The 19963-nt window shown below is 63.4% G+C and carries 22 protein-coding genes; 11 read left to right on the top strand and 11 right to left on the bottom strand.

The window, feature by feature from the left end; all coding sequences use genetic code 11:
- Positions 1 to 40: 40 nt before the first annotated feature.
- Positions 41 to 850, bottom strand: coding sequence for an exodeoxyribonuclease III (locus tag DK26_RS28390; RefSeq protein ID WP_083532899.1), 810 nt, complete (start codon positions 848 to 850; stop codon positions 41 to 43).
- Between the two features lie 367 nt (positions 851 to 1217).
- On the opposite strand from DK26_RS28390, the gene DK26_RS01520 reads away from it, so the two are divergent.
- From DK26_RS01520 to DK26_RS01510, 4 genes are all read left to right on the top strand, one after another.
- Entirely contained in the window at positions 1218 to 1481 is a 264-nt protein-coding gene (locus tag DK26_RS01520; RefSeq protein WP_066467636.1) for a hypothetical protein, read from the top strand.
- 505 nt (positions 1482 to 1986) lie between these two features.
- Positions 1987 to 2244, top strand: coding sequence for a hypothetical protein (locus DK26_RS01515; protein ID WP_066467635.1), 258 nt, complete (start codon positions 1987 to 1989; stop codon positions 2242 to 2244).
- 417 nt (positions 2245 to 2661) lie between these two features.
- Positions 2662 to 2850 carry a hypothetical protein gene (locus tag DK26_RS28845; protein WP_157089460.1) on the top strand — a complete coding sequence of 63 codons (189 nt, stop codon included), beginning with the start codon at positions 2662 to 2664 and terminating at the stop codon, positions 2848 to 2850.
- 142 nt (positions 2851 to 2992) lie between these two features.
- The gene (locus DK26_RS01510; RefSeq protein ID WP_066467633.1) at positions 2993 to 3262 is read left to right on the top strand and encodes a Blp family class II bacteriocin; all 270 of its coding nucleotides are present in this window, start codon (positions 2993 to 2995) and stop codon (positions 3260 to 3262) included.
- A gap of 823 nt (positions 3263 to 4085) precedes the next feature.
- Here the strand turns inward: DK26_RS01510 and DK26_RS01505 are convergent.
- The 3 genes from DK26_RS01505 to DK26_RS01495 are packed head-to-tail and all read right to left on the bottom strand — an operon-like array spanning position 4086 to position 5431.
- Positions 4086 to 4352: a hypothetical protein gene (locus DK26_RS01505; RefSeq protein WP_157089459.1), complete on the bottom strand. Its 267-nt coding sequence runs from the start codon at positions 4350 to 4352 to the stop codon at positions 4086 to 4088.
- Positions 4352 to 4603: a hypothetical protein gene (locus DK26_RS01500; protein WP_066467629.1), complete on the bottom strand. Its 252-nt coding sequence runs from the start codon at positions 4601 to 4603 to the stop codon at positions 4352 to 4354. The genes DK26_RS01505 and DK26_RS01500 overlap by 1 nt, the downstream gene beginning before the upstream one ends.
- A gap of 27 nt (positions 4604 to 4630) precedes the next feature.
- Positions 4631 to 5431: a Ku protein gene (locus DK26_RS01495; RefSeq protein WP_066467627.1), complete on the bottom strand. Its 801-nt coding sequence runs from the start codon at positions 5429 to 5431 to the stop codon at positions 4631 to 4633.
- A gap of 126 nt (positions 5432 to 5557) precedes the next feature.
- Here DK26_RS01495 and DK26_RS01490 point away from each other — a divergent pair, with 126 nt between their 5' ends.
- Positions 5558 to 6397 (top strand): Ku protein, encoded by an 840-nt coding sequence (locus DK26_RS01490; RefSeq protein ID WP_066467625.1) that lies wholly within the window; start codon positions 5558 to 5560, stop codon positions 6395 to 6397.
- A gap of 144 nt (positions 6398 to 6541) precedes the next feature.
- On the top strand, positions 6542 to 7858 hold the full coding sequence (locus tag DK26_RS01485) for a sorbosone dehydrogenase family protein (protein WP_066467624.1): 1317 nt from the start codon (positions 6542 to 6544) through the stop codon (positions 7856 to 7858).
- Between the two features lie 30 nt (positions 7859 to 7888).
- Here DK26_RS01485 and DK26_RS01480 read toward each other — a convergent pair whose 3' ends face one another.
- Complete coding sequence (locus tag DK26_RS01480; protein WP_066467623.1) at positions 7889 to 8332, bottom strand: PPC domain-containing DNA-binding protein; 444 nt, start codon at positions 8330 to 8332, stop codon at positions 7889 to 7891.
- A gap of 800 nt (positions 8333 to 9132) precedes the next feature.
- Here DK26_RS01480 and DK26_RS01470 point away from each other — a divergent pair.
- Together DK26_RS01470 and DK26_RS01465 are read left to right on the top strand one after the other, a co-directional pair.
- A complete protein-coding gene (locus DK26_RS01470) occupies positions 9133 to 9870 on the top strand; it encodes a Crp/Fnr family transcriptional regulator (protein WP_066467621.1) in 738 nt (245 codons plus the stop codon).
- A gap of 42 nt (positions 9871 to 9912) precedes the next feature.
- Positions 9913 to 10140: a hypothetical protein gene (locus tag DK26_RS01465; RefSeq protein ID WP_066467619.1), complete on the top strand. Its 228-nt coding sequence runs from the start codon at positions 9913 to 9915 to the stop codon at positions 10138 to 10140.
- Between the two features lie 29 nt (positions 10141 to 10169).
- Here the strand turns inward: DK26_RS01465 and DK26_RS01460 are convergent, their stop codons facing one another.
- The gene (locus DK26_RS01460; protein WP_066467617.1) at positions 10170 to 11213 is read right to left on the bottom strand and encodes a YihY/virulence factor BrkB family protein; all 1044 of its coding nucleotides are present in this window, start codon (positions 11211 to 11213) and stop codon (positions 10170 to 10172) included.
- A gap of 389 nt (positions 11214 to 11602) precedes the next feature.
- Here DK26_RS01460 and DK26_RS01455 point away from each other — a divergent pair, with 389 nt between their 5' ends.
- The gene (locus DK26_RS01455) at positions 11603 to 13525 is read left to right on the top strand and encodes a PAS domain-containing sensor histidine kinase (RefSeq protein WP_066467615.1); all 1923 of its coding nucleotides are present in this window, start codon (positions 11603 to 11605) and stop codon (positions 13523 to 13525) included.
- Between the two features lie 123 nt (positions 13526 to 13648).
- A complete protein-coding gene (locus DK26_RS01450; protein WP_066467608.1) occupies positions 13649 to 14140 on the top strand; it encodes a pyridoxamine 5'-phosphate oxidase family protein in 492 nt (163 codons plus the stop codon).
- A gap of 111 nt (positions 14141 to 14251) precedes the next feature.
- Here DK26_RS01450 and DK26_RS01445 read toward each other — a convergent pair whose 3' ends face one another.
- Complete coding sequence (locus DK26_RS01445) at positions 14252 to 14509, bottom strand: hypothetical protein (RefSeq protein ID WP_157089458.1); 258 nt, start codon at positions 14507 to 14509, stop codon at positions 14252 to 14254.
- Positions 14510 to 14687: 178 nt separating this feature from the next.
- Between DK26_RS01445 and DK26_RS28840 the strand changes: the two genes are divergently transcribed.
- On the top strand, positions 14688 to 14897 hold the full coding sequence (locus tag DK26_RS28840) for a hypothetical protein (protein ID WP_157089457.1): 210 nt from the start codon (positions 14688 to 14690) through the stop codon (positions 14895 to 14897).
- A gap of 114 nt (positions 14898 to 15011) precedes the next feature.
- On the opposite strand, the gene DK26_RS01440 is transcribed toward DK26_RS28840, so the two are convergent.
- Genes DK26_RS01440 through DK26_RS01425 form a run of 4 tightly spaced genes read right to left on the bottom strand, consistent with a single transcriptional unit; the run spans position 15012 to position 19931 of the window.
- Positions 15012 to 15344 carry a hypothetical protein gene (locus tag DK26_RS01440; protein ID WP_157089456.1) on the bottom strand — a complete coding sequence of 111 codons (333 nt, stop codon included), beginning with the start codon at positions 15342 to 15344 and terminating at the stop codon, positions 15012 to 15014.
- Positions 15341 to 17893, bottom strand: coding sequence for a cytochrome c oxidase subunit I (gene ctaD, locus DK26_RS01435; protein WP_083532897.1), 2553 nt, complete (start codon positions 17891 to 17893; stop codon positions 15341 to 15343). The genes DK26_RS01440 and ctaD overlap by 4 nt, the downstream gene beginning before the upstream one ends.
- Positions 17890 to 18873 (bottom strand): cytochrome c oxidase subunit II, encoded by a 984-nt coding sequence (gene coxB / locus DK26_RS01430; RefSeq protein ID WP_066467597.1) that lies wholly within the window; start codon positions 18871 to 18873, stop codon positions 17890 to 17892. Before coxB ends, ctaD begins: the two co-directional genes overlap by 4 nt.
- A complete protein-coding gene (locus tag DK26_RS01425) occupies positions 18870 to 19931 on the bottom strand; it encodes a c-type cytochrome (RefSeq protein ID WP_066467594.1) in 1062 nt (353 codons plus the stop codon). Before DK26_RS01425 ends, coxB begins: the two co-directional genes overlap by 4 nt.
- Positions 19932 to 19963: the final 32 nt, after the last annotated feature.

Below are 19963 nucleotides of genomic sequence, written 5' to 3'. Positions count from 1 at the left end.
CGTTAGCTCACTCCGCCTACTCTTGTTTAAAGCGGCCCGTTTAGCGGTCTAAGAGCGCCCAGGTAGGCGCATGATCGCTTGTGCCCTCCTGGCCTCGTTCGTCCCGATCGACGCCGGCGTCTAGAAGGCTTCTCGCAAGGGCGGGACTAAGCAGAATGTGGTCGAGCCGCAATCCGGCATTTCGCTGCCAACGTTGCCGCTTGTAATCCCAGAAGGTGTATATGCGCTCTGATGGATACGCTGAACGAACTGCATCAGCCCATCCTTGCTCAAGGAGTCGATGAAACGCCAACCGGCTTTCCGGTTGGATCAACGCATCCTCGTCCCAAGACCTTGTCGGATAAATGTCGAGATCGGTCGGAGCGACATTGTAGTCGCCGGCCAGGATGACGGGGATGCCGGCGGCAATCAGGCGAGCTGCATGCGCATGAAGTCGCTCGAACCAGGCGAGCTTATAGTCGAACTTTGGCCCTGGCTGGGGATTTCCATTCGGCAGATAGATGCAGCCGACAAGAATGCCCCGGACCGCAGCTTCAATGTAGCGGCTTTGGCGGTCGGTCTCGTCGCCCGGCAGCTCGGTTTGCGTGAGTATGGGATCTGTTCCGCGCGCGAGGATGGCAACGCCGTTCCAAGTCTTCTCGCCCCTCCAGACAACGCCATAGCCACTCGCGCGAAGCTCGGCTTCGGGGAACGCACGATCCGCGCACTTGAGCTCCTGAAGGCAGACAATGTCAGGCTGGGCTCGCGCGAGCCAATCCAGCAGATTTGAGAGCCGGCGTCTGATGTTGTTGACGTTAAAGGTCGCGACCGCGAGGCGACTGCTTCGATCGAATTTTTGCGTGCGAGCCATAAGGGCGAAACGGTGCCGACCGACGAGGGTTCCAGCGGACCGCGGAATGAAAAGCCGACTTCTAGCCTCGCTATTTCCTCGGAGCGCGAAGCAAACCTTCTGCCGCGAAGATTTACCAGCGCTCCAATTTCTGTCCGGAGGCGTCATCAGTGGAGCCAGCACAACTCGATCGACTGCGTGCCTGTGCCCGGGCTAGTCGACGTTCGGCGGCCGCGCGTCTGCGTTGCTCGGCGCTAGTCGCGGCATCCTCTTCGGGCCAGATCGTCGGCCCGGCCTCGCGTGAGCGAGGCCGGGCGTTCTTGCGTTTGGCTGCATTCGAGGAACCGGGGTCGGCCATTTGCATTTCTCCCAAAATTGGGAGGCAGCCATGCCGCTTTACCGCTTTGCCGTGACCGATGGGCAGCATCTCGATCGGACAGATGCCATCGAACTGTCCAGCGAAACGGTCGCCGTTAAGGAGGCCCACCGTGCGCTTGCCGAGTTGATTGCGGATCTGCCGAACGGCGCTCGCGCCGAACTGCGTATCTCGGTCGAAAACGAAACCGGCGAGGCCATTTATCAAGCGCAGTTGACGTTTCGAGGGGAGGCGATATTCGCGGGACGAGAGAAGGACGGGGAGACTAAGCTTTAGCCGCCCCCTGCAATGATCGGCCCGCTTCCCGACCGTTCGATGGGTACAACGCCTCCGGAGACGGAAATCGCTATTGTCGACCACGGCCTCGCATGTTGTTTGCCGTCCGCACTGTCTACCGCAGCAGCGTAGGGAGTGATGCCGCAGTCGTTTCGGCCCGCCGAGTGGTCGCTCGCTTGTCATTTGACGTATCGGGCGGCGCGGACGCGGGATATGCCGAAGGAATGCGAGACCTCGCTTCCGATCTGGCACCGCTCCTTTCGAACTCTACGCCGCTTTGGCACATGCGGCTGATGAGGCTCAGGCTGCGCTTGGCCAAGACGGGGATGCCGCGCAGAGCACAGACTGGCCCGCCTACGACACCGACCGGACAAGGGCTTCGGAACTAACGGGGGAAAACCGCGCCGTGCAGGATCGAGAGGCTGGCGACGTTTAGGCTCTTTTGTTGCTCGATTGAACGACTATTTTCTTCTAGATTGGGGAGGATAAAATGCCATTTCGATCATTGACCGACCCGGTCGATCTGGCCCGCGCGATCGCAGCCGTCGAGGAAGCCTGGGTCGAAATTCGATCGACTTCACATGAGCTGCTCGGCACCGAGGAGCAGGAGCGCGAACGGCTCAAGTACTTGGTCGCCAGCCTCGTTCCGCTTGCGCTGGACGAGAAGGAACTGGTGGCACGAGCTGTGGAGCGGTTCACTGGCAAAGCCCGAAGGAGCGGCGTTTCCGCAGGGCGCGAAGATGAGGAACCGCTCGCGCCATAGAGCGTTTTGAGGACGGCGCTCTTGAGCCCTTCCGAGCGCCAGGCCTGCCGCCTCTCTCCAATTGCGGTGGCGAGGCCGGCAGGCGCTCTGTGGTCGCGTTGGGTGGCGTGTCATGGAAACAGATCGCGTGGAAATCATCGCCAGGGCGCTTTGCCGGTCGGCGGGGTTCGATCCGGACGCCCTTCTTCCCCCTGAAATCGACTATGCGCTGATGTCGCCGGCCCGCGAGCCGCTGCCGGCCTGGCGGCGTTTCAGACGCGCAGCGGAGGTGTACTGCGATGCAAGGGTTCATGAACTAGCGTCCGAGTCGCCAAGAAGGGCTGTAGGAATGTCTTCGATTTAGGGCGTTCCTTTATCCACGGACGAAGCAGCGGGAACATTCCTTTCTCATCCGGGTTAAAGGCGCGGTGCCAAAAGGTGCCGTACCTGCCGCCGATCTTGAGCGCGCCGTGGATGTACCGGCAGTTCGATCACGCGGGAGGCGGTATTCAGGCGAAAGCCAATCGAGAAGTCCTGGCCAATGTCCGCAGGCCAGCGGCCCGGTTTCGCTACGGCGAGCCGGGCTTTTTATTGCCGGTGCGATTGCGCATCGGTCGCTCGAAATGAGCGGAAAGCCGCAGCGATTTCCTAACCGTGGCTGCGGTTTGAAGGTCTCATGCTGTCGTAAAGCTCCCGCCTGTAAGCTTCCCGTAAGTCAGCCAGCCTACATCTCCACCCATCGAAACGACGCAAGTGATGGAGCAGAGTGATGGACACCAAGCGCGACAACGTTGCTTTGAACGATGAGGCCCTCGACAGCGTGAGCGGCGGTTTCAACCTCTACGACTCAATCTGCAACATCGGTGATGCTGTCGAGAAGTCCATTCAGTCCGGCGTGGAGATCGGAATCTATGCCGGTCCGCCCGGCGTTCTCGCCGGCGCCTTCGGGGGCGCATTCTACGGCGCCCTGGACGGCGTCAAGGCCGAAGCTGCCAGCGCGGCGGGCGAGGCGATCGACGCCATGCGGATGCGCCGCTGAGATCCCTTCGCAGAAGAAGGCCCGGTCTCGCGTGCGCGGGGCCGGGCCTTCTCTTTTGTTCAGGTCGCGTCGGAGGCTTGGCCGCTGCTAGACCGTTGCGATGGATTATCGTCGCGACCTTGACGCGCTTCATAGGCTTCGATGGCTGCTGAAAAAGCCTGAAAGGTCAGCGCGTCGACCGAGCCGGGCTCCGCGTTCGCCAACCTTTTCACCTCCCGCCGGGCAGCGTCGTACTCGTTAGACGTCTTGATGATAACGGTCGGCTGTTCCGGGCTGTGTCGCGTCGGCAAGTTCTTTCACCCCCTTCTGTAAGGGAGAACGTATAGCTGGACTGCGACTGTCACCAGCCCGGCGCCTGCGCTTCCGGCTAATGGATGCGAATGCCGCAGGCGAGGAAGCAGATGACGAGGCTAACGAAGACCAAAGTAAGCAGCCATAGCGCCGTCGGGGATGACATCAGCGGCGCCTCCGAAACCAGTTAGCCATTCCCCCGAACTGTCCTCTTGTCCGCTGGTTACGCGCTTGCGTTGGGCAAGCACTCTTAGTGCAGGAACCTTGTTGAGGCGAGACGGTTTTCCGCGAGATCGGCCCTTGGCGGGTGCCGATCACGTCGGTCACCTTCTGCCCTGGAGGTGACCGACGGGCGGACAACTTGCTCGCTACCCGAGAGGGTAGCGAGCTTTTCGCATCAGCGCTTTGAAACAAGGGCGACGACCTCACCCTCCAGGGTTTCGATCAGTAAGCGATGTTCCCTGAGCTTCTGGCCCTAGCTCCGAATGCCACGGGTGGATGCGCGGCAGCCCGCAAGCAAACAGCGCAGTGCCTATTGAGCCGTAAGCTGCCTGAACCGCGCGATCTCAGCCCGTAGCGCGGCCACCGCTGCCTCGCCGCGCACGCCCTTGATGCCGCGCTCCTCGCGATCCGTCGAGCCGGCGACCCCGTCGAGCATGACACTCAGTTTCGGCGCCGTGAGCCCAGCTAGATAGGCGACCTCGCATTCGTGTCGCCATTCCTCGGACCAGGTCGAGACCTCGTGGCCGGCCAGATGGGAGTAGGCGTTGGGGCGGTCGGTGTGGTCGTGCGCCATCATTATTCGCATCGGGTCAATGTTCTCCCCGTGGGCACGATCTCGAAGAGGCAATCGTCGACGAAGCGCAGCGGGGTTCCATCCTCGAGCGCATAGCGTGTGGTGCTGAGATTCGGGAAGAGCGCCGAGACGATGACCGTGTAACGGTTACCGTCCTCGTCCTGGCAGGCTTCTCGATAGAGCTCTAGGGGGATTGAGACGGGAACGCTCGCGAGCTTGGAGTTATGGCCGGCTCGCTTGGGCTGTGCACGCATGGCAACACCTCACATTGGGCCGCTCAGTCAGCCTCGCAGTGACTTGTCCGCCTGCAGGCTCTTCTTCAGCGCGTCGAACAGGTTGACGACATTGGCCGGCCGCCCCTTCTCGCCGGAGACGGCGGATTTGCGCGAGCCCTTGCGCTTCTTCGAGGCGATCAGCTTGTGGAGATGCTCCTGGACCGGGTCCTTCACCATGTCGGTCGACCAGTCTTGCGTCTTGGTGGCGATGAATCTCTGCGCGAGCGATAGGAGCTCCGGCGGAGGCTTTTCCTTGTCGATCCCGCTGAAGTAATTCTTCTCGTCGCGGACTTCGTCGCCGTAGCGCAGCGTCCAGAGGACGATGCCGTTGTCCCGCGGCTCAAGCATCACAGCCCGCTCGCGTCGGTAGAGGACGACGCGCGAGATCCCGATCATTTTCGTCGCCTCCATGGCGTCGCGGATGACGGAGAAGGCCTCTTCGCCGACCTCGTCGTCGGGAACTAGGTAGTGGGGGCTGTCGAGATAGATCCAGGGGATAGAGTCGCGCGGGACGAAGGCGTCGATATCTATCGTGCGCACGGTATCGAGCCTGACCGCCTCGAGTTCCTCGTCCTCGACTATCACAATTCGCCCGGCTTCGGCCTCGTAGCCCTTGGCCTGGTCGCCTGCCTCGACTGGCTTGCCACTCTCAGCGTCGACGTAACGGCTCACCACGCGATTGCCGGTGTGCCTGTTCAGGGTGTGAAAGCGCACCTTCTCGCTCTCGGATGTGGCCGGGCTCATGGCGACGGGGCAGGTGACCAGCGAGAGCTTGAGATAGCCCTTCCAATAGGTGCGGGCGGGCATGGCGACGCAACTCCGCTACGAAACTCCGGAGTCAATGCGGCTAGATCAATAGAGTTCCCACCGCGCGGGAACCATCCGGCCCGCGTTGAATTGAATCGCCTGGGTTGCGTTGTGGAGTTGCTGTTGATGGTTGCCGCGCGAGCGAACTGGAAGGGCTATCTGAAGTTCGGGGAAATCAGTTGCCCCGTCGCCCTCTACACCGGCGCCAGCACCTCAGAGCGCATCTCGTTCCATACCGTCAACCGCGATACCGGCCATCGGGTGCGCCGGGAGTTTGTCGACCCTGTCACTGGAGAGCCGGTCGACCGCGAGGACCAGATCAAGGGCTTCGAGATCGACACGGACCGCTATGTCGAGGTCGAGCCCGATGAGATCGCGAGCGCGGTTCCGGAGAGCAAGAAGGTCCTGGCGGTTGCCGCCTTCATCCCCTGCAGCGAGATCGACACGGTTTTCTTCGACAAGCCCTATTATCTTGCGCCCTCGGGCCAGATCGGCGAGGACGCCTTCGCCGTGATCCGTGAAGCGCTGCGGGCCAGCAAGGTCGGCGCCTTGGCGCACGCTGTCCTGTTCCGGCGCTATCGCGCTGTGATGATCCGGGCCCAGGGCCTTGGTCTCGTCGCTCACACCCTCAACTTCGACTACGAGGTCCGATCCACGGCCGAAGCGTTCGACGAGATTCCGAAGCTCAAGATCCAGAAGGAGATGCTCGATCTCGCCAAGCATATCATCGAGACCAAAAAGGGAGAGTTCGACCCGTCGACGTTCGACGATCGGTACGAAGCGGCCGTCGCGGAACTGGTGAGAGCCAAGCTTGCCGGCAAGCGTGTGAAGGTCGCCCCGAAGGCCAGGGCGCCGAAGGTCGTCGATCTCATGGAAGCGCTTCGAGCGAGCGTCGGTGCTTCCACCGGGACGCCAAAGAGAAGGCGCCCTGTGAGGAGTGCAACCAGTCTGAAGAAGGCGAGCTAGTGCCTCGCGCTGCGCTCCGATGACAGCGCCCGGCGACGGGCAGTCGTTGCAATGAGACGGGTTAGCGCAGCCAATCGAACAAATCCCCGAAACTGGCGTTCACGCTTCAGGGCGGGTTCCCCTGCGTCGTCGAGGAGTGTTCCCATGGTGCGGCAGTCCCTTTTTGCCGGCGTAGCTGTCTCGGCTCTCTTGCTCGCAGGTTGCGGCATTCCGGAACTCCCTGAGGAAGCAGGGTACGGGCCTAATCCCACGCTGCCGGAGCCTCAGTCGAGTTGGTTCCCCACGATCAAGATTGCCGAAGCGGTGGGCTGGAAGGAAGGCGAAAAGCCTCAAGCGACATATGGCGGTCAGGTAACGGCCTTCGCAACCGGCCTGCAGCACCCACGCTGGCTCTATGAGCTGCCGAACGGCGATATCCTCGTCGCCGAGAGCGATGCGCCGCCGAAGCCCGAGGACAAGCAAGGCGGCCTGCGGGCCTGGGTGCAGGGGCTCTTCATGAAGCGGGCCGGATCGAGAACGCCGAGCGCGAACCGGATCACCCTCCTGCGGGACCTCGACGGCGACGGCGTTGCGGAACTGAAGGAAGTGTTCCTGGAGAACCTGACCTCGCCATTCGGGATGGCGCTGGTCGGCGACCAACTTTACGTCGCCAATGCCGACGCCGTCATCCGGGTTCCCTATGCAGAGGGGGAGACCAAAAGCGCAGCGACACCCGTCAAGGTGGCTGATCTTCCTGCGGGTCGGAACCATCACTGGACCAAAAGCCTGATCGCAAGTCCGGATGGCACAAAGCTTTATGTCGGGGTGGGTTCGAATTCCAATGTCGGGGAAAACGGCATGGCGGAGGAGGAACGCCGGGCGGCCGTCCTGGAGATCGATACGACGACGGGCGCGACGCAAGTCTTCGCTAGCGGCTTGCGTAACCCGGTCGGCATCGACTGGAATCCCGTCACCAAGGAGCTCTGGGTCGCCGTCAACGAGCGCGATGAGATCGGCGACGACCTCGTTCCCGACTACATGACGTCGGTCAAACCCGGCGGCTTCTATGGCTGGCCCTATAGCTATTTTGGCCAGATCGTCGACAAGCGCGTCGAGCCGCAAAAGCCGGATCTCATCGCCAAGGCGATCAGGCCGGATTACGCCCTCGGGTCGCATACGGCATCGCTCGGAATGACATTCGTCAAGAGCGAGGGGCTCGGGCCGAGGTATCTGGGCGGTGCCTTTATTGGCCAGCACGGTTCCTGGAACCGCAAGAATCCAGTCGGCTATCGCGTGATCTTCGTCCCGTTCGCCAATGGCAAGCCTTCGGGCCTGCCAATCCCTGTCCTGACCGGCTTTCTGAACGACAAGGGGCAGGCTCGGGGGCGTCCGGTCGGCGTGATCGTGGATCGCCGCAACGGCCTGCTCGTCGCCGATGATGTGGGCAATGTCATTTGGCGTGTGACCGTGCCCCCGACCTGACTTTCATCCCGTCCAGCGCGGCCGCGATCACTACGGAGCCGGGCGAAGGAGTGCTATTCCGAGTTCCCGAACCTGCTGGCGGCGCAAATGGCCGGGTGTCTCGGTGAGAACGACCTCAAGCGTTGGCCGCACGACCCCCTTCAGCAGATGGCCTCCCTTGGTGCTACCGTCGCGTAGGCCCAGCACCGCGTGGGCATGCAGGCTGGCGCGGCCGTCATCGCCCTCCGCAATGTCTCCAATCAGGCTCAGCACCTCGGTTTGGACGTCCACTGCGATTTCGAGATAGGACTTCGCCGCGGAATCGAAAAAGCCGATCACTGCGGTTTCGAATGCTCCAATTGCGGTGAGCGATGCCGCCGTAAGTCCCTGCTCATTGGCGAAACGGGAGATACAGCCAAAGGCTTCATCTCCAGCTTCAAGAACAAGAGCGAAGACGCGTTTGCCATCGTTCTCGGCCAAAAGCGTATGGTGCATGCGGTATCCTCCAACCGTCGGCGTTCGTCTGTTCAGGAATCGAACGGTTCGTGGATGCCTTAGGTTCCCGGAGCATCATCTTTCTGCGTCGGTTCGTTGCTGGCGGGTGAGTTCGCGGATTTGCAGGTTTCGCCGTTCGCTGCCGCGGCGTTTTGGACGATCGCACGCTACACGCGCGAGATCAGTGCCGCCCGAAACGAGGTCGCTGCCCTCGATGTCGGCCTCGAACAGCACGCCCAGCAGCGGACTGAGGCTCTAACCAGGGCCAATGAAGAGATCCGGCGCTTCGCCTACCCTGAGCGTTGGCGACGATGGCATCGGCTGGACCGGCAACGGCAGGGCTAAGGGGAGTGGTCTCGGCGGCAAGACTATCGCCGCGATGTCGAGGAGCCTGGGCGCGCGGCTCGAATATCATGATCGTCCGAACGGTACGCTGGCTTCGATCACGTTCGAGGGGGCAAGCTAGCGGCGGTGCCGACCTCCGCTGACGGAGTTCGCATGCCCATTCAGAGGTTTATCGCGAGCGAGAGCGCGAGATTGAGCACCAGTGCAAGAAAGAGCCAGAATTCAATTGAAACGCCGTACCGCATCGAACAGTCCCTCGCTGGTCGCCGAGCAATTCGCTGCGAGGGCGATCGTTCCGATGCATGCCGCATTTAGTTCAAATGCTGCCGATGATGGTTAACTGTCGGTTGCGCCCAGCTCCATCGCGCCTGCAACAAACGCTTGGGATACGCGTCTGATAGGGCGTGCAGGCGCCGGATCGTAAGCGTTCTGACGCCGCACTCGGAAGAGGGCCGATGGACAAAGAACAGTATCTTCAAGGACTGGTTCGCAAGCTCGAGACCAGCTCCCCCCTTCCGTCCGAAGAGCGTGAACAGCTGCTTCGTCTGCCTTTGACCCTGAAGCGCTTCGAGGGCGGCCAGGACATCGTCAGCGAAGGTGAGCGCACCAAGCAGTGCTGCCTCGTCTCGGAAGGGCTGGTCTGCCGTTACAAGATTGTCGGCGACGGGCAGCGCCAGATCCTGTCTCTGCACCTTCCAGGCGACATTCCGGATATTCACTCTCTGCTCGTCGAGCAGATGGATCACAATCTGGGAACGCTGACCCCTGCGACCGTTGGCTTCATACCCCATGAGGCGGTCAAGTCCTTGACGCGATCCTATTACCGGATCGCCGAAGCGTTCTGGCGCGAGACCCTTGTTGAGGCCTCCATATATCGCGAATGGATGGTCGGAATCGGCCGGCGTTCTGCCCCGAGCCGCATCGCGCATCTGTTCTGCGAGTTCATCACCAAGATGACCGCGATCGGGCTATCCGACGGCGTCACATGCGAGCTGCCTCTCACACAGTCCGAAATTGCCGATGCGCTCGGGCTGTCCACCGTCCACATGAACAAGAAGCTGCGCGAAATCCGGCAGGCTGGGCTGGTTCGGGTCCGTTCAAGCCGGCTGACCATTCTTGACTGGAACGGCCTGTGCGAGCTGGCCGAATTCGATCCCAACTATCTGCACCTGAGACGAGGCTCCAAAATTTGAGATTGCGTCGGAACACCGGACTGTGAAACGCATTTCACAGACATGCCCAAGTACTTCTTCCACACCCGAGACGGCGGACATGTCGAGCTGGACGATGAGGGCACTGACCTGCCCGACGATCAGGCCGCGAAGAACGCCGCCAAGGAACTCCTATCCGGGTTGAACCAGGAAAAGCTCCCGAACGGTGATCATATGGAACTCGCGGTCACCGTGAAGAACTCCGCAGGCGCGGAAGTTTATTCGGTGACCCTGAACCTCGATGGGCATTAGGGGCGTCGACCACGCAACAACCTTGTCGGTCAGTCCTTTCGGTCTGCGGCATCGGCCCCACGCATGCCGATAGGCAGTGGCGGGCCCTTCGTCGTGTCTCGATCTGTCTGTCGCTCGGCCTCGGAGTTCAGTTCCGCTCCGATGAGCAGGATCGTCGCGGAGAGCCAGATCCACGTCAGCAAGCCGATCACAGCGCCGATCGTGCCGTAAGTCTTATTATAGTCGGCGAAATTCGCGACGTACCAAGAAAAGGCGATCGAGCCCGCAACCCAGGAAATTGCGGCGAAGAGGGCGCCTGGGCTGACCCAGCGCCATTGGGCATCGTCACGGCTCGGGCCAAGCCGATAAAGAATGGCGAGAGCGGCCATAAGGACGATGAACAGCACGGGCCAGCGCCCGACCGAGATGAGCCACTCGCTGAAGGCGCCGAGATAGAGATAGTCGAGAGCCACGGGGAGCACCGCGATCGCTCCCAGGGCTGTCAGGAGAAACAGCAGTATCCCGATGGTGAAGGCGAGCGAGATTGCGTTGAGCTTGAAGAAGCCCCGCTTCTCATCCTCGCCATAAGCGACGTTTAGCGCGTCGAACAAGGCCTTCACGCCGGCATTGGCGCTCCAGATCGCAACAGCGAGACTGATGAAGAATGCCATGCCGAGCGTTGCGCCGCCGCTGCCGCGGATTCGAGCAACCTCATCGCGGAGGAAATCGAGAGCGCCCGCCGGCAGGAAGCCATCCAACATTGCGAGGTGGCCGGCGATGGTTCCGGGATCAGCCGCGAGGCCATAAAGCGACACGAAAGCCGTCAGTGCTGGGAAAAGTGCCAACAGGCCATAGAAGGTCACACCGGCAGCGACAGCTAGGACGCGGTCGCGCCCGACTTCGAGGTACGTGCGCCGAAAGATCTCCTTCCACCCCGGGAATGGTATTTCGGTGGGGGCGGAGGCTTGGTTTCCCTGGCCGCTGCGCGAGGCGGCTTTGCTGTCATAATGCCGGTCGCGGGCGCTTCGGGCTCCAACACCCCTCGCCAGGAGAAATGCCAACATCAGGCCCAACGCGCCTGCCACGGCAGTCATCACGCCGGTTGAACCTCCATCGGGATTTGCGGGCAACGGTCGCGTCGAGCGTCCCCGTGTGTTCGACGCCGCCGAGTGGGGGCCACGCCGATGCCTCTTGAAAACAGCATGCCGGAGTGATGTCAGATCCATTTGAGCGGCCATGTTTCCTCTCGCGAGCTGGGTTCCCAACAGGAGAAGAGCAGATCGGTTCCAACGCGCGGATTGCCTGTGACAACGCTCGTTCAAAGTCGGGGTTTCAGCGCCCGGCATAATCTTCGTCGGCTGGTCGGCTCCGTTGCTTTCGAAAGCTCGACCAACTTGTGGGAACTATCCGGCTGCGTCGGCGTTTGCTGGCCTGATGAGCCATTGAGGGCCGCTAAGTGCCGGAAGTCGAAGCCCTGTCCACGATGAGCGACCGCTATCGTCTGCTCGTCGAATCCGTCACCGATTATGCGATCTACCTGCTCACCGCGGACGGGCGCGTGGCGAGCTGGAACCCCGGCGCGCGGCGCTTCAAGGGCTACGACGACACCGAGATCATCGGCCAGTCCTTCGAGAACTTCTATACGCCGGAGGACCGTGCTGCGGGGCTGCCGCAGCGCGCACTGCGCACCGCGGAGCGAGAGGGGCGCTTCGAGGCCGAGGGCTGGCGAATGCGCAAGGACGGCACGCGGTTCTGGGCCCATGTCGTCATCGACCCGATCTTCAATCCCGACACGGGAAGAGTTCTGGGATACGCCAAGATCACGCGGGATCTGACCGAAAGACGTGAAGCCGAGCTGGCCTTGAAGCGCTCCGAGGAGCAGTTTCGCCTGCTCGTCCAGGGCGTGACCGACTATGCGATCTACATGCTCGACAAGGAGGGGCGCGTCACCAACTGGAACCTCGGCGCCGAACGGATCAAGGGCTATCGCCGCGAGGAGATCGTCGGCCGGCACTTCTCGATCTTCTACACGCCGGAGGATCGCGCGAACGGAGAGCCCGCCAAGGCGCTGGCGACAGCTTTCCACAGCGGGAGCTTCGAGAAGGAGGGCTGGCGGCTGCGCAAGGACGGGCGGCCCTTCTGGGCCCATGTCGTGATCGATCCGATCCGCGACGACAGTGGCGAGATCATCGGGTTCGCCAAGATCACCCGCGATCTGACCGACCGCCGCAAGGTCCAGGAAGAGCTGGAGAAATCGCAGCAGGCGCTCCTGCAGGCCCAGAAGATCGAGGCGATCGGACAGCTCACAGGCGGCATCGCGCACGATTTCAACAACCTGCTCACTGCAGTGGTCGGCAGCCTGGAACTGGTCAGCCGGCAGATCTCCGATCCGAGGCAGGCGAGCCTGATCGAAAACGCGATGAGCGGCGCCAAGCGAGGCGTGCTGCTGACACAGCGCATGCTGGCCTTTGCGCGCAAGCAGGAACTGGCGCTGCAGGCGGTGCCTCTCAATGCCATGATAGCCAGCCTGAAAGATCTGCTCCAGCGCTCGATCGGCCCACTGGTGCGGATCGAGACCGATTTCCCGGCCTCTCTGCCGCCGGCCCAGGCCGATCAGAACCAGCTCGAGACGGCACTCCTCAACCTCGTCCTGAATGCACGCGATGCGATGCCTGAGGGCGGCGCGGTGCGCATGGCGGGGCGCTGCGAGACCGTGACGGCCTCGAACTCTCATGGCCTGGCCACCGGTGATTATCTTAGGATTTCGATCAGCGACACCGGCGCCGGCATGGACGCCGAGACCTTGGCCAAGGCGGTGGAACCCTTCTTCACGACAAAGGGAGTCGGCAAGGGCACTGGGCTCGGCCTGTCGATGGTCCACGGCATGGCCGAGCAGTCCGGCGGGCGCCTCGCTATCAGCAGCGAGGCGGGGCAGGGGACCACGGTGGAAATCTGGCTCCCGGCGGCACGGCACTCCGATGCTGCCGAGCCGCAGCAGATGGCCGCACCGGTCGAGCCGGTCGAGAAGCCGGCCCCGCGTCTCAAGGTGCTGGCTGTCGACGATGATGCCCTCGTGCTGATGAACACCGTCGTACTGCTCGAGGATCTGGGCCACGAGGTCGTCGAGGCCTCGTCGGCGAAGGAAGCCCTCGCTCGGCTCTCGAATGGCGAGCAGTTTGATCTGCTGATCACCGACCATGCGATGCCCGAGATCAGCGGGGCCCAGTTGATCGCCGCCGTGTCGACGAACTGGCCAGCGCTGCCGATCATCCTCGCAACCGGATATGCCGAGCTTCCTCGCGACATTCCGAGCAGCATTACCCGTCTCAGCAAACCGTTCTGGCAGTCTGATCTGGAGAAGGCGCTCGCTACCGTCACAGCAAACCGGATACTGGACGCAGCCTGACGCTGTCGTCACTCAGGCAACGCGTGCAGGCGAGTACGTCGTGAATGTCCCTCCAACTCCCCGGAACCTGCGGATCGGTAGAACGGTTGTGCTTCGAACAACACTCGATCGGAGCGCGACGCCATGCCCACGCCGCAGGAACTCGAAGCAAAGCTCTGGGCCGCTCTCCGCTCAGACATGACGGTGATGCTCGGGCTCGCCAACCGGCCCGACCATTTGCTCCGGCCAATGACCGTGCAGATCGACGGCGAAGCCGATCAAGGACCTCTCTGGATTTTCTCCGCCAAGGACACCGCGCTTGTCGAGGCCCTGTCGGGCAGCGAAGACGCGTTCATTTCCTTTGCCTCGAAGGGGCATGCGCTCTTCGCGACCATCGGTGGCCGATTGACGCTCGATAACGACAGGGTGGTGATCGACCGGTTGTGGAACAGGTTCGTCGCCGCCTGGTACGAGCAAGGCAAGGGCGACCCCAAGCTTGCTCTGCTGCGTTTCGATGTAGAGGAAGCGGAGGTCTGGGAGGACGAACGGAGCTTGCTGGCCGGGATCAAGTTGCTAGTCGGGGTCGATCCCAAGAAAGACTATGCGAACAAGACGGCCAAGATGAAGCTGGACTGAAGAGGTGCGATGGTCGCTGCCGCTTCCCTACGATGGGCGCGGTCGGATCGAAATGCCGGCTTCCAGCGGTGCTCTACAGGCGAGGAAAGAGGGCGCGGGAGCGATGAGGCGTTACGCTTCGGGCTGACCGAGCGCCTCGATCTTTGCGATGACGAAGTCAAAAGTCTTCGTTACTTCCATCAGGGCCATGTTGAGGTCGCCGCTTTTGAGAGCCGACAACAGCTCGGCCTTGAAATCGACGGCCGCCTGGGCCCCATTATGTTTCGCGATGTGTGTCATTGCGAACGCGATGCATAGATAGAGCGTGTTCAGGACGATCTTGATCTGTTCCATCTCGGGTCCGTCTACACTGTCGGCTCCGTCCGCCATGTGATCGGCTCCTGTTCCTCAGCTGCCCTCCTAACCCGCAATCGTCCTGACGGTTCCGAAGGCCGGCAATGGACGACGCAGCAAAGGCTCGAGCGGGGGGCCGAAGTGCGCTCCGTTCAAGAGGCGGTGACATCCCGCGCGCATGCCGGCAAGATCACGCGGAATCGGGGGGCGAGGCATGAAGAAGCTGGCCACGGTGATGTACTGCCTGCTGCTGGCGGGATGTGCGGGCGTGAGCAGTTGGTCAGGGGCTTCAGGCGTCGACCCGATGCAAAGCGATGGGCACACCTACGTGCCGGTCGGAGCAGGAACCTATGACCCGCCGCCCGACGAACATCGTCCTGTCAGTACCTGCACGATGAGAGGGCAGAACGTAGTCTGCCGCTGAGCACGAGTCTCCGACTGGATCGACGCTTCCCACGGTCACGGCCTGAGCTTCCTGGCTCGGAACTCGGGAACAGCGGTCGCGACGGGGGGCTCAGCGCGCAGCCCGGGCCGGCGATCAGCGGCAGGCGTCGAGCAGCAGCGCTGCGAGGCCGGCCCAGCAGACGCCGATAAGGCTCAGGCCGTCGAGTGCAAGCGCCGTCAATCGGATGAACCGTTCGGCCTCGCAGCTTCCGCTCGCACCGGTATTTCGGACGGTTCTGTGGGCGTGCAACAGGATCGCTGCAATCGCGAAGAAGGTCGCGCCGGCAACGATTGCATCATGGGCCGCCGGTTCGCTCCAGCGGCAGGCGAGCGATTCCGACGCATAGACCGCCAGGAAATGGGCAGCCCAGATGAGAGGCCCGGTCAAGGCGAAGCCTGCACGGCGCAAGGGGGCGGTGCTGCTCATGTCTGCGCGACCAGCCGCGGGAAGCCATGCGTCAGCAGGAGTCCGAAGGCCGCCTGTCCGAGCGTGTAGGACCAGAGCAGCATCAGCACATCGAAGACCGCCCGGCGGCTGCGGTCGAGCCGGCGGGCGAGAAGGCGCGCGACCGCGAACAGGGCCGTGACGAGGACGGCTGCTGCCATCTGCGCCTGCAGGGCGGCATTCGCATAGACCATCGCGATATAGCCGCTGGCTTGCGGGCGCAGGCCGCTGCGCCAATGGCCGGCGACATCGATGAAGAGCGCGCCGGCAAGTGCCGCTCCCCCGGCGACGAGAAGGCAGGCGACGAGGCCATGGCGAGGTGCATCACGGCCAAGGACGAACCGGGCGCCGGCAAGAAGCGCTCCGCTGGCGCCCAGGGTCGCCAGGGACACCCATGCGCCGGCCGCCGATGACAGGTCGGCTTGCCCGGGCCAGCCATCGGGAGCGACGGTCCAGAGGTAGAGATAGCCGAACAGAAAGGAGAGATAGAGCGCGGTCGCGACCATCAGCAGGATGACCGTCGCCCACCAGCTATGCGAGGTCGGTCCGGAAGCGTAGGTCGGCAGCACGATGCCGCCGCCGATATCGACGTCTCCCGCCGATGGCGGATCGCTGTTCCACATCCAGACCAGGATCGATGCCACGGCGAGAACGCCGCAAGTCGCCGCGAGCATCACCGCCTTCACGGTCAGCAACAGGAAGAATGCGGCGGTGAACAATGCGGCGCAGAGATGCGCGTAGCCGGGGCGGCTGAGGCGCATGATGTACTGCGGCTCGGCCTCGATCGGCGAGGTCACGATCGTCTCGCGCGCGCCCGTCGCCGTGCCCGGCAGATAGTATCCGCCGGCCTCGACATCCCGGGCCAGGTTGGGCTGCTGCCAGAGCGGCTCTCGACCGCGGACGCGCGGTATGCTGCGCGTCGCGTAGGCGTGGTTCGGCAGCCATTCGAGCGTGCCCGCACGCCAGACGTCGCCAACCCCGCGCTCGCCCGTCAGGCGCATGTTGCGGATGACGTCGATCAGGAAGACGAGGATGCCGGCGGCGAGGATGAAGGCGCCGATAGTCGAGACCAGGTTCAGCCCGTCCCAACCCATTCCGGCTGGATAGGTGTAGACGCGCCGCGGCATGCCGATCAGCCCGGTCAGGTGCATCGGCAGGAAAGCGATGTTGAATCCCGCGAAGATCAGGCCGAAAGCCCAGCGGCCGAGCCGTTCGGACAGCGGCCGCGTACTGAAGGCCGGCGTCCAGTAGTAGATCGCGGCAAAGAGCGGGAAGACCATGCCGCCGAACAGGACATAGTGGAGATGGGCGACGACGAAATAGGTGTCGTGCGCCTGGCGATCGAACGGGACCATCGCGACCATGACCCCGGTCAGCCCTCCCAGGGTGAAGATCAGAAGGAAGCCGATCACGAAGAGCGACGCCACGGTCAGCCTGAGACGTCCGGCCGCGATTGTCGCTATCCAGGCGAAGACCTGGATGCCGCTCGGGATCGCGACTGCCATGCTCGCCGCCGAGAAGAAACCGAGCGAGCGGGCCGGGATGCCCGTGGTGAACATGTGGTGGACCCAGAGGCCGAAGGAGAAGAAGCCGACGGCGATCAGCGCCACCACGATCAGCCGGTAGCCGACCAGTGGCGTGCCGGCCATGGTCGGGACGATCATCGAGACCATGCCGGCCGCCGGCAGGAAAATGATGTAGACCTCCGGATGGCCGAAGAACCAGAACAGGTGTTGCCAGAGCAGGGGATCGCCGCCGCGCTCGGCGATGAAGAAGGGCCAGTCGAAGGCCCGCTCTAGTTCGAGCAGAATCGTCGCCAGGATCACCGCCGGGAAGGCGAAGACGATCATCCCGGCGAAAATCAGCATGGTCCAGGCAAAGATCGGCATGCGCGCCAGCGTCATGCCGGGGGCACGGGTACGCAGCACGCCGACGATGATCTCGATCGCGCCCGCTATGGCCGAGATTTCGATGAAGCCGATTCCAAGCAGCCACCAGTCGGCGCCTATACCGGGTGAGAAGCGGGCGCCGGTCAGCGGCGGGTACATGAACCAACCGCCCGAAGGAGCGACCCCGAAGAACAGCGTGCAGAAGAACACCGACCCGCCGACGAAATAGGCCCAGAAGGCGAAGGCGCCGAGCCGCGGAAACGGCAGATCGCGGGCGCCGAGCATTTGTGGAAGCAGCAGGATGCCGACTGCCTCGACGGCAGGCACGGCGAACAGGAACATCATCACCGTGCCGTGCATGGTGAAGATCTGGTTGTAGGTCTCCTGGGAGAGGAAGTCGTTCCCGGGCGCCGCGAGCTGGAGGCGGATGAGCAGACCGAGCACGCCGGCGAGCAGGAAGAACAGGAACGCGACGGCGATGTAGAAGTAGCCGATGATGGTGTTGTTGACTTCGCTGACGATGCGCAAGCCGCGCGGACCCTTCCAGACCGCTTCCAATCTTTCGAGCTCGCCCTCCGGCCGCGGCAAGGACGAGGGCAGCTCGGCCGCGGTTACCGGGCCCATTTGCGCGCCGGCACTCATCGCAGGCTTCCGAGATAGGCGGTCAATGCGTCCATCTCCTCGCTCGTGAAGATCGCGAACGGCGGCATCAGCGCACCCGGCTTCGCGACCTGCGGATCGGTGATGAAGCCCGCGAGGTTCTCGGCGGTGTTGCGCAGGGTCGCGGCGGCGAGGAAGCGCCGGCCGCCGACCCGGCTGAGATCGGGCCCGACCATACCTGTGGCCTGGGTGCCGCGAACCGCATGGCAGGCTCCGCAGCCGGCCGAGAGGAATAGCTTTTCTCCCGCAGCGACCTTGGGTTCGGCCGGTTCGTTTCGAGCATCCGCAGCAGCCAGCCATGCCTTGAATTCGGCCTCTGGCACGGCGACGATCTCCAGGGCCATCAGCGCATGCGGTCCGCCGCAGTATTCGGCGCATTGGCCGCGGTAGATGCCGGGCCGCTCGGCTTTCAGGCGAAGCGTGTTGATCCGGCCGGGGATCATGTCGAGCTTGCCGCCCAGGCTCGGCACCCAGAAGGAATGGATCACATCGTTGGAGCGCAGCGCGAAATCGATCTCGCGGCCGACCGGGATCCTGATCTCGTTCGCCTCGCGAACGGGCGCGGCGCCGTCGCGCTGATAGTCGACGCGCCACCACCATTGTTCGCCGGTCACCGCGATACGAAGCGCCGGCGGCGTCTGCGCCGCTATGGCCTCGCGCATCAGCCAGAGGCCGTAGCCGAGCAACAGGGTGAGCACGACCGATGGAAAGACGATGCCGCCCCATCTGATCGCGCCTTCGCTGCCGATGACACGCCGCACCGGCTCGGCACCACGGATCGCTAGCGCCAGGGCGGCGATCACGGTCAGCAGGATCGCGGTTGCCCCCCCGAACAGGATCCAGCTCAGCAAAGCGATGCGCTCGGCCTCAGCACCGGCAGGAGCCAGGGCTGACTGCGGCGCCCAGCCGGGGAGGGCGGCCAGGATGAAGATCGCGGCCAGTCTGCGTCCGGTCGCCGTCATTGGGGGGCCTCACGGGTGGGCGCGAGGCTTGCGAAATAGGCTGCCAGATCGCGCGACTGCGCCTCGCTGAGCCGGCGCGCGATCGGCGCCATGATCCGGCCCGTTGCACTGCGATCGTTGAGGCCCTTCCGCCAGACCGCAAGCTGCCCTTCGAGGTAACGCGCCGGTTGGCCGGCGAGGCGGGGGTAGTCGGGAGCAGTGCCTTGCCCATGGCAGCCGAGGCAGGACGGCACGCCATGCGAGGAGACGCCGTCGCGCGCAATCGCCTCACCGCGTGCCGCCGCGGCTTGATCGATTGTCTCGATGCTGGCTGGCGGGCGGGGCAATGAGGCGTAATAGGCCGCGAGGTGCCTGACCGTGCTGTCCGGTAGTCCGACGACTGCCGTCTGCATCACGCCGCTGTCGCGCTCGCCGTTGGCATAGGCGCGCAGAGCGCTTTCGAGCATGGCGGCGGGTTGGCCGTGCAGGATCGGCACAAGCCGGCTCGGCGGTCCCGCCTGAGCGCCGTGGCAACGGGCACAGGCGCCGGTCGCATCCGGCTCGGTCTGCCCCGTGGCGATCTCCATGCCGCGCTGCGGCTCGGGTTCCACCTCGCCGAGCGCGAGGGCGCGATAGCCAGGGCGGTCCAGGCTCGGCAAGCGGCGCAGGAAGGCGATGACGGCCCATATCTCGTCGTCGCGGTGCAGCGAAGGAAAGCCCGGCATGCCGGCATATTTCAGCCCGTGCTTGACGATCCAGAAAAGCTCTCCGTCGCTCCAGCGACCGACCCTCTCGGTGAGGACCGGCGGTGGCGGCAGCATACTCGCGGCGACCGGACTGATCGGCGTCCCCGGTGAGCCATGGCAGTAGGCGCAGCCGGCATGGAAATGACCGGCGCCCAGGCGCACAAGGCTCTCGTCGATACCGGGCGGAAGGTTTGTCGAAGGAGCGCGCGCCCGAACCGAATTCTCCATGCCGAAGCGCAGGAAGTGGTCGACGACGCGGAAATGGCCGGTGCTCGCAGCGACATTGTAGACGCCGCTCCAGGCGAACAACACGGCGCCGGCCAGTACGAGCATCAGGACTATCACGGTCGCCGCGAAAACGCGGG

The sequence above is a fragment of the Allobosea sp. WAO genome (assembly GCF_001509835.1).
Classification (GTDB): Bacteria; Pseudomonadota; Alphaproteobacteria; order Rhizobiales; family Beijerinckiaceae; genus Allobosea.
Note: the sequence above shows the minus strand (reverse complement) of the source record. Positions and strands in the feature narration are given on the sequence as shown.